Origin of the sequence: Oleiagrimonas sp. MCCC 1A03011 (genome assembly GCF_003267965.1) — a bacterium.
In the GTDB taxonomy this organism is placed as follows: domain Bacteria; phylum Pseudomonadota; class Gammaproteobacteria; order Xanthomonadales; family Rhodanobacteraceae; genus Oleiagrimonas; species Oleiagrimonas citrea.
In genome coordinates this window covers 126,869-135,844 of the sequence record NZ_MSPY01000007.1, presented here as the reverse complement: position 1 = coordinate 135,844, position 8,976 = coordinate 126,869, and the positions used below count along the sequence as shown (strand labels likewise).

The 8,976-nt window shown below is 67.2% G+C and carries 8 protein-coding genes; 7 read left to right on the top strand and 1 reads right to left on the bottom strand.

The annotated features are described in order from the left end of the window. Positions 1-48: 48 nt before the first annotated feature. Entirely contained in the window at positions 49-795 is a 747-nt protein-coding gene (locus tag BTJ49_RS13455) for a SapC family protein (RefSeq protein ID WP_113065926.1), read from the bottom strand. A 210-nt stretch (positions 796-1,005) separates the two neighbouring features. Between BTJ49_RS13455 and BTJ49_RS13450 the strand changes: the two genes are divergently transcribed. From BTJ49_RS13450 to ggt, 7 genes are all read left to right on the top strand, one after another. Next, on the top strand, positions 1,006-1,773 hold the full coding sequence (locus tag BTJ49_RS13450; RefSeq protein WP_113065925.1) for an SDR family oxidoreductase: 768 nt from the start codon (positions 1,006-1,008) through the stop codon (positions 1,771-1,773). Between the two features lie 114 nt (positions 1,774-1,887). Next, complete coding sequence (gene yeiP, locus BTJ49_RS13445) at positions 1,888-2,451, top strand: elongation factor P-like protein YeiP (protein ID WP_113065924.1); 564 nt, start codon at positions 1,888-1,890, stop codon at positions 2,449-2,451. 121 nt (positions 2,452-2,572) lie between these two features. Next, positions 2,573-3,619, top strand: coding sequence for an FUSC family membrane protein (locus BTJ49_RS15980; protein ID WP_240601835.1), 1,047 nt, complete (start codon positions 2,573-2,575; stop codon positions 3,617-3,619). Between the two features lie 6 nt (positions 3,620-3,625). Next, positions 3,626-4,633 carry an FUSC family protein gene (locus BTJ49_RS15975; RefSeq protein ID WP_343125533.1) on the top strand — a complete coding sequence of 336 codons (1,008 nt, stop codon included), beginning with the start codon at positions 3,626-3,628 and terminating at the stop codon, positions 4,631-4,633. Between the two features lie 44 nt (positions 4,634-4,677). Further along, on the top strand, positions 4,678-5,700 hold the full coding sequence (locus BTJ49_RS13435) for an amidohydrolase family protein (protein ID WP_113065923.1): 1,023 nt from the start codon (positions 4,678-4,680) through the stop codon (positions 5,698-5,700). Positions 5,701-5,740: 40 nt separating this feature from the next. Continuing rightward, positions 5,741-7,021 (top strand): kynureninase, encoded by a 1,281-nt coding sequence (kynU, locus tag BTJ49_RS13430; RefSeq protein WP_113065922.1) that lies wholly within the window; start codon positions 5,741-5,743, stop codon positions 7,019-7,021. A gap of 118 nt (positions 7,022-7,139) precedes the next feature. After that, entirely contained in the window at positions 7,140-8,912 is a 1,773-nt protein-coding gene (ggt, locus tag BTJ49_RS13425; protein WP_113065921.1) for a gamma-glutamyltransferase, read from the top strand. The last annotated feature ends 64 nt before the right edge of the window (positions 8,913-8,976 follow it).

Below are 8,976 nucleotides of genomic sequence, written 5' to 3'. Positions count from 1 at the left end.
ATGGCGCACGCGCGCCGATGACTCGAATTCCACAATTGCGCACGGGCTTCAGTGCAGCCCGTGCGCTCCTTGGTGTTTCCTGTCCATGCGCGCCGACAGCCGCTGCACGTTGCTCAGCGACATCAGGTGCACGTAGGCCAGCCCGAGCGCGCCGGACCTGGCCAGTTTCTGCAGCGTCTTCGCGCCCAAGGTGTTCAGCCGCGTTTCGTCGATGACGCTGAAGCCGCTGAGCGTAGCCGGTTCGTTACCGGGACGCTCCAGACGGATCACCTTCTCGACGAGAAGCTTGTGATGCGCGAACAGCTCCATGAACTCGCGCGTCCGGCGCACGTCTTTCTGGTATTCGCCGAGAAACGCGATCGCGTGCTGCAGCATCTCCGAATCGTTGCCGTCGGCATCGAACAGCGGCATCGCATCGTCCGCTTCGTCGATCACGGCCTCGTCGACGCAGACGGTGAAATCCTCGCCCTCGCCGTTCTCGGCCACCACGAAGGGATACCGGCGCAGGAACGCCGGCACGTAGACGTCTTCCGCCCAGCGCCCTTCGGCATCGACAAAGAGATTCTCGTCCTGCGACAGACCCAGCAGCGCCGCCGGCATCATCTGCTCCGGCGAACCGCCCGCGAAGACGATCGGAAAATGGCAGGCCGCCGCCGCGAACTCCGAACCGACCAGCGGCACCGAATTGACGTTTCGCGCGAAAGCGTAACCACCGGGAACGGGACGTATGCGCATGGTCCTGTGACGGTCCCGATGGATCGGAACCGGCCGCTCGTAAACGAGCACCTGCTTCATGCTTTCCCCTTTCCCCTTGCCGGATCCGCCGTGCGCGGAATCGACTCACCCCGAGCCAATGTGTGAACTGCATCACACAATTTATTCAGCCAGAATACGTTCAGAAAACACATCGCGCAAGAGCGACCCCCTGCGTGGAACGCGCGGATCTACATCCATGCCAGCGCCGTCGGTTACCATGGACGTTTGCCAAGACAGGAACCCAAGGTCATGCAGCTCAACGAAATCAAGGCCGTCATCACCGGCGGCGCCTCCGGACTCGGCAACGCCGTCGCGCGCCATCTGGTCGCCCACGGCGGCAAGGTCGCGCTGTTCGACGTCAACGAGGAGAAGGGACAGCAGGCCGCCGCCGACCTCGGCGATGCCGCGACCTTCTACCGGACCGACGTGACCTCCGAGGACGGCGTGGTCGCCAACCTGGAAGCCGCCAAGGAAGCCATGGGCGGCCTCAACGCCGTCATCAACTGCGCCGGCATCCTCGGTGCGGGCCGCGTCCTCGGACGTGAAGCGCCGATGCCGCTGAACAACTTCTCCACCACGGTGATGGTGAACCTGGTCGGCAGCTTCAATGTCGCCAAGGCCGCCGCCAACCTGATGCAGCACAACGAAGCCGGCGAAGACGGCGAGCGCGGCGTGATCGTCAACACTGCGTCGGTCGCCGCGTACGAGGGCCAGATCGGCCAGGCCGCCTATTCCGCCTCGAAGGGCGGCGTGGTCGGCATGACCCTGCCGATGGCGCGCGAGCTGTCGCGTTTCGGCATCCGCGTGGCGACCATCGCCCCGGGCATCTTCTGGACCCCGATGGTCGACGGCATGCCCGAAGCCGTGCAGGAATCGCTATCGGCGTCGATCCCGTTCCCGTCACGCCTGGGCAAGCCCGAGGAGTACGCCGAACTGGCCGCATTCATCCTGGTCAATCGCTACATCAACGGCGAGACCATCCGTCTCGACGGCGGCGTGCGGCTGCAGCCCAAATAAGCCATCGGAGCCAGGGGCGAGCCACGCGGAACGCGACGTCTTTTCTGGACCGATGCCTCCGTCCGCTCGCCCCGGTCTTCCCACCTTTCGTTCTCACCACTCACTTCTCGAGCCATGAAAGCCTCCGACATCAAGCGCGGCAACGTCGTCGAACACAACGGCACCGTTTACCAGGTGCGCGACATCGAGCGCAGCGCGCCCACCGCGCGTGGCGGCAACGTCACCTTCCGCTTCACCATGTACGCGATCCCGGGTGCGCAGAAATTCGATCTCAGCCTGCGCGCGGACGACGACCTGAAGGAAGTCGAGCTGCTGCGCCGCCAGGCCAGCTATTCCTACAAGGAAGGCGACGCCTTCGTGTTCATGGATCAGGAGGACTACACCCAGTACCTGCTGCCGCCAGAGCTGGTGGGCGACAACGCCGGCTACATCGTCGACGGCCTGGAGGACTGCTACGTGCAGCTGATCGACGATGCGCCGGTCGGCCTGCAGGTACCGGCGACAGTGACGCTGACCGTCGCCGACACCGCGCCGGAGCTGAAGGGCGCCAGCGCCACCAAGCGCGCCAAGCCGGCCACGCTGGAAACCGGCCTGGAGATCCAGGTGCCCGAGTACATCACGATCGGCGAGCGCGTCAGCGTCAACACCGTGACCGGCGAATTCGCCGGCCGCGCCTGAGACAGCCACCTAGCGAGCATGAACAAAACCGCACTGCACGGCGTCCGCGCCGCGCAGTGCCCTCGCCCGCGATCGTGCGCATGACGCACAATGCGGACTTCGACGCCATCGCCTGCGCCGCATGTCCCCCACCTATTCGCTACGCGCCAGCCTGCTGCACACGCTGACGCACTTCAAACGCCCTGATGTCCCGCCGCGGATCGCCCTGCGCGCGGCGCTGCTCGTGGCCGGCCCGCTGGCCATCGGCGTGGCGACTGGACACGAAGCCGTCGGCCTGGGACTGGGCGCAGGCGCATTCAACGTCATCTTCTCCGATCAGCCCGGTCCGTATCGGCAGCGTCTGACGCGCATCGTGCTGGCAGCCTTGGCCGCCGGCGTCGCCGCGCTGGCCGGCTTCCTGCTGGGCGCGCACCTGCCATGGCTGCTGGCGGCCGTCGCCGCGAGCGGCTTCCTCGGCGGACTGCTGGTGGTGTTCGGCGCCGACATGGCGCGGGTGGGCATGATCAGCATGATCCTGCTGGTCATCGCCGCCGCCTCGCCGATGCCGTGGTCGCAGGCCTGGCCGGCCAGCGTGCTGATCGCTGCAGGCGGCCTGCTGCTGGCGGTCGTCTCGGTGGCGGCGTGGCCGCTGCAACGCTACCGCCCCGAGCGCCAGGCACTGGCGTCGATCTTCCGCGACCTGGCGCAACTCGCCACGCGGCGCGAAAGCGAGGAAGAGGCTCCAGCGCTCAGCGACGCCATCAACCGCCTGCAGCAGATGCTGCTCGGCCGCCACCCGGTGCGCGGCCGCGCCGTCGAAGCCCTGCGCGTGCTGACCGAGCTGGCCGAGCGCATACGTCTGGAGCTGCTGGCCATCGACCAGCTTCGCCGCACCGAGACGACCGTCGACGGCGCGCTGCCCGCGGCCATCGGCGATACGCTTTCGCAACTCGCCGAGGCGCTGGAACACGGCCGCGAACCCACTGCGGCCGAGCAGCACGCCGAACGTCTTCGCCAACGTCTTGATGCGCTGAATGCATCCTCGGTCCTGGCGCCACGTTTGCGCGCCCTGCATGGACAGCTGACCGCCGCCGCGCGCAATGCCCGCTGGGCCGGCAGCCGCGGCGAGATCCGCGCCCTGCGCAGCGAGGCGCACCTGCCGCGCGCGTTGCGCGGCGTCTCGCCCTAGGCCACGCTGCGCGCCAACCTCACGCTGCATTCGGCCGCCTTCCGCCACGCGCTGCGCTGCGCCGTCTGCCTGGTTCTGGCGCAATGGCTGGAACGCACGCTCGGCCTGCCCCGCGGCTACTGGCTGCCGATGACCGCGGCCATCGTGCTGCGACCCGATTTCGCCGCCACCTTCAGCTTCGGCCTGCTGCGCATCGTCGGCACCGTGCTCGGACTGGTGCTGACCAGTCTGCTGCTGATGGCCGTGCCCGACGCCGTGTGGGCGCACGTGCTACTGCTCGGTATCCTGGTTTTCGCGTTCCGCTATCTGGCCACCGCACACTACGGACTGGCCGTCGCCGCGCTGACTGGCGCGGTGGTGATCCTGCTCTCGTTCGAAGGCAGCAGCCCCGACGCCGCCGTGCTCGACCGCCTGCTGAACACCGCGCTCGGCTGCGGCCTCGCCCTGACTGCCTATCTGGTCTGGCCGACCTGGGAGCGCGGCCGCACGCGCGCGGCATTGGCCGACATGCTGCGCACCTACGCCGACTACCTGGAAGCGTTGACCGAGCACGGCACGCGACGCCAGCGCGACGACACCCGCGCCGCCGCCCGGCTGGCGCGCAGCAATGCCCAGGCCTCGCTGGAACGCCTGCGCGCCGAACCCGGCGCACCGCCCGCCCTGCGCCAGGGCGGCGAATCGCTGTTCGCCAACGGCAACCGGCTGGTGCGCACCGCGATGACCCTCGAAGCCGTGCTACACGACGGCGAAACGCTCCCGGCGCGCGACGTGCTGGACGACTACCTGACCCATGTCGCGGCCACGGTCCGCACACTGTCCGAAGCCTGCGACACGCAACGCGACGTACCGCCCCCGGACCTGCGCGCGCGCCAACAGGCGCTGACTGCTCGACTCGCTGTGCACACCGGCGCGATGACGCCGAGCCTGATCGCGCTGAGCGACCGACTGGCCGACAACGTCGACACCCTGCATCACGTGCTCGACCGCGACATGCGCTCCACCACGCCGGATTGAGCGATCACGTGCAGCGCGGCGCGCCAGCCTCTACACTGCCGCCCATGCTGAAAATCGACACCCACGCCCACATCCTGCCGCGTGACTGGCCGAATCTTGCGGAAAAGTACGGCGAGCCGCGCTTCCCGGTGATGACCCACAGCGCCGGCCGCCATCGCATCTACCGCGAGGGCAAGTTCTTCCGCCAGGTGTGGGATTCGGCTTTCGACGTCGATACGCGCATCGCCGACTACGCCGCGCACGGCGTCGACGTGCAGGTGATCTCGACCGTGCCCGTGCTGTTCTCCTACTGGGCGCGCGGCAATCAGGCGCTGGAACTGCACCGATTCCTCAACGACCACGCTGCCGGCCTGAGCCGCGAACATTCCCGGCACATCGTCGGCATCGGCACCGTGCCGCTGCAGTCGCCGACGCTGGCGATCCAGGAGATGGAGCGCTGCGTCGAGCAACTGGGCCTGGCTGGCGTGCAGATCGGCTCGCACTGCAACCAGTGGAACCTGGACGCGCCGGAACTGTTCCCGTTCTTCGAGGCCGCCGCCGACCTCGGCGCGGCGATCATGATCCACCCGTGGGACATGATGGGCCGCGACACCATGCCCGACTACTGGCTGCCGTGGCTGGTGGGCATGCCCGCCGAACAGTCCCGCGCCGCCTGCAGCCTGATCTTCGGCGGTGTGCTGGAACGCCTGCCGAAGCTGCGCGTGATGTTCGCGCACGGCGGCGGCAGCTTCCCGTTCACCATCGGCCGCATCGAGCACGGTTTCAAGATGCGTCCGGATCTGGTGGCCAAGAACAACGCGCGCAATCCGCGCGAGTACCTGGCGCGTCTGTACTTCGACTCCTGCGTGCACGATCCGCAGGCACTCGCCTATCTGCTGGACGTGGTCGGCCACGACCGCGTGATGCTGGGCACGGACTACCCGTTCCCGCTCGGCGAACAGGAACCGGGATCGGGCATCGAGGCGCTGGAGCTGGACGAATCGGCCAATGCGCGTCTGATGCACGGCACCGCGCTGGAATGGCTGGACCTGCCCAAGGCCCGCTTCGAACCCAAGGCGAAGGCCTGACCCGCGCGCTCGATCTTCACGCCCACGAAACGGACGATTCATGACTGCACCCTACGAAGCCACCCTCGCCTGGGCCGAAACGGCCGACCGCGACGATCCGCTGCGCGAGTTCCGCGACCGTTTCCTGATTCCGCCGCACGCCGACGGCGACACGCTGTACTTCTGCGGCAATTCGCTGGGTCTGCAGCCGCGCGCCGTGCGTGAAGCCGTCAACGCCGAACTCGACTACTGGGGCGAACTGGGCGTCGAAGGCCACTTCAAGGGCCGCCTGCCGTGGATGAACTACCACGAGTTCGTGCGCGAGGATCTGGCCGAGCTGGTCGGCGCGGACATGTCCGAAGTGGTGGCGATGAACACGCTGAGCGTGAATCTCCATCTGCTGATGGTCAGCTTCTACACGCCGACGCGCGAGCGTCACAAGATCCTGATCGAGGAAGGCGCGTTCCCGAGCGACCGCTACGCGGTGGAATCGCAGATCCGCTTCCACGGTTTCGATCCGGCCGAATCGCTGATCGAACTGGCCGCCGACGAGGAAAACGGCACGATCTCGATGGCGGCCATCGAACGCGCGCTGGCCGAGCACGGCGACAGCACCGCGCTGGTGCTGACGCCCGGCATCCAGTACCGCACGGGTCAGGCCTTCGATCTGGCCGCGATCACAGAGATGGGCCACGCGCGCGGCTGTGTGGTCGGCTTCGATCTGGCGCATGCGGTGGGCAACCTGTCGCTGGCGCTGCACGACAGCGGCGCAGACTTCGCCGTGTGGTGCCACTACAAATACCTCAACGGCGGCCCGGGCGCGGTCGGCGGCGCATTCGTCCACGCACGCCATGCCCGGACCGCGCGGCCGCGCTTCGCCGGCTGGTGGGGCCACAACAAGGACACGCGGTTCCAGATGGGACCGCTCTTCGACCCGACCCCGGGCGCGGAAGGCTGGCAGCTGTCCAACCCGCCGATCCTGGCGCTGGTGCCGCTGCGCATCTCGCTGCAGCTGTTCCGCGAGGCCGGCATGACTCGCCTGCGCGAGAAATCCGAGCGCCTGACCGGCTACCTGGAATGGCTGGTCGACACGCAGCTTCCGGAAGTGCTGGAAGTGGTCACACCGCGTGAATCCAAGCGCCGCGGCGCACAGCTGTCGATCCGCGTGCTCGGCGGACGCGATCAGGGCCGCGCACTGTTCGAGCATCTCACCGAACACGGCATCATCGGCGACTGGCGCGAGCCGGATGTGATCCGCATTTCCCCGGTGCCGCTGTACAACCGCTTCCAGGATTGCCTCGGTTTCGCCAAGGCAGTCGCGGCGTGGGCCGCGCAGCGCTGAAACGCGAAGCCCTCCTCAAACAGAGGTTTGAATGCGGCGCGGCCGAGCTTGAAAACTTGCGAAATCGCTCTGGATGTCGGAATGTCGGGGGATCGTCCCCGCGAAGACAACCCGAATCATGCCTAGATTGCGACTCGTATTCGTACCCCTCTTCCTGTTCCTCGCCGCCCCGCTGGCACTGGCGAAACCGCCGCAGAACACGAACATTCCCGACACGGCGCTGGACGTCTCCGCGCCGCCCACCACGCGTCAAGCGCTGGCCCAGGCGCAGCCCGTGCGCGCCAAGCACGCCATGGTGGTCTCGGCGCAGCACCTGGCGACCCAGGTCGGCCTGAAGATCCTCAAGAAGGGCGGCAACGCCGTCGACGCCGCCGTGGCCGTGGGCTACGCGCTGGCCGTGGTACATCCGTGCTGCGGCAACATCGGCGGCGGCGGCTTCATGGTCGTGCACCTGAAAAACGGCAAGAACCTGTTCCTGGATTTCCGCGAGAAGGCGCCGTTGGCGGCAACCACGGACATGTACCAGGACAAGGACGGCAACGTGGTCAAGGGCCGCAGCACCAGGACCTACCTCGGCGTCGGCGTGCCCGGCACCGTGATGGGCCTGGACAGCGCGCTGAAGAAGTACGGCACGATGTCGCTGAAACAGGTCATCGACCCCGCCATCGCGCTGGCGCGCAAGGGCTACGTCCTGAAGCAGGGCGACATCAACATCATGGCCACGCACACCAAGCTGTTCGCGAAGTGGCCGAACGTGGCGGCGATCTTCCTCCACGACGGCAAGCCCTGGCAGGTCGGCGACCGCCTCAAGCAACCGCAACTGGCGCACACGCTGGAGCTGATCCGCGACCACGGCACCAAGGCGTTCTACCACGGCTCGATCGCGCGCAAGCTGGCGGCGGCCAACAAGGCCAATGGCGGCCTCATCACGATGAAGGACCTGGCCGACTACTCCGTGAAGTGGGACAAGCCGGTCACCTGCGGCTACCGCGGCTACACCGTGGTCTCGGCCGCCCCGCCGAGTTCCGGCGGCGTGACCATCTGCCAGATCCTGGAGATCCTCAAACCCTATCCGCTGCACAAGTGGGGCTACGGCTCGGTGAAGGCCACGCACTACATCATCGAGGCCGAGCGCCGCGCCTTCGCCGACCGCAACACCTACCTCGGCGACCCGGCCTTCGTGCACAACCCGATCGACAAGCTGCTCAACCCCAAGCACATCGCCACGATGCGTAGCACCATCCAGGCCGACAAGGCCACGCCGTCGAGCGAGATCCATGGCAGCCTCGGCCCGGCCGAAGGCATGCACACCACGCACTATTCCGTGGTCGATGCGCAGGGCAATGCGGTCAGCGTCACCTACACGCTGAACTACCTGTTCGGCATCAGCCAGATGGCGGGCGACACCGGCTTCTTCCTCAACAACGAGATGGACGATTTCACGTCCAAGCCAGGCGTGCCCAACACCTTCGGTCTGGTGCAGGGCAAGATCAACCAGATCGAGCCGGGCAAGCGTCCGCTCAGCTCGATGTCGCCGAGTCTGGTGCTCGACCCGCACGGCAAGCTGTTCATGGTCACCGGTAGCCCCGGCGGCTCGACCATCATCTCCACCACCATGGAGAGCATCGTCAATGTGATCGACTTCGGCATGAACATGCAGCAGGCCGTCGATGCGCCGCGCCTGCACATGCAGTGGCTGCCGGACATGACCATGGTCGAACCGGGCCTGCTCAGCGCGGCCACGCAGAGCGCGCTGGAAGCCATGGGCCACAAGTTCCACGAGATCCGCTCCTGGGGCGCGGACGAGGCGATCCTGCGCAATCCGAAGACTGGACTGCTGGAAGGCGCCAACGACCGCCGCCGCCCGGCAGGACTCGCGGCCGGCTACTGACCCGCCGTCCGCGTCACCGAATCCGGCCCGGCATGCTTGCGCGATGCCGGGCCGTTTTTTGTCG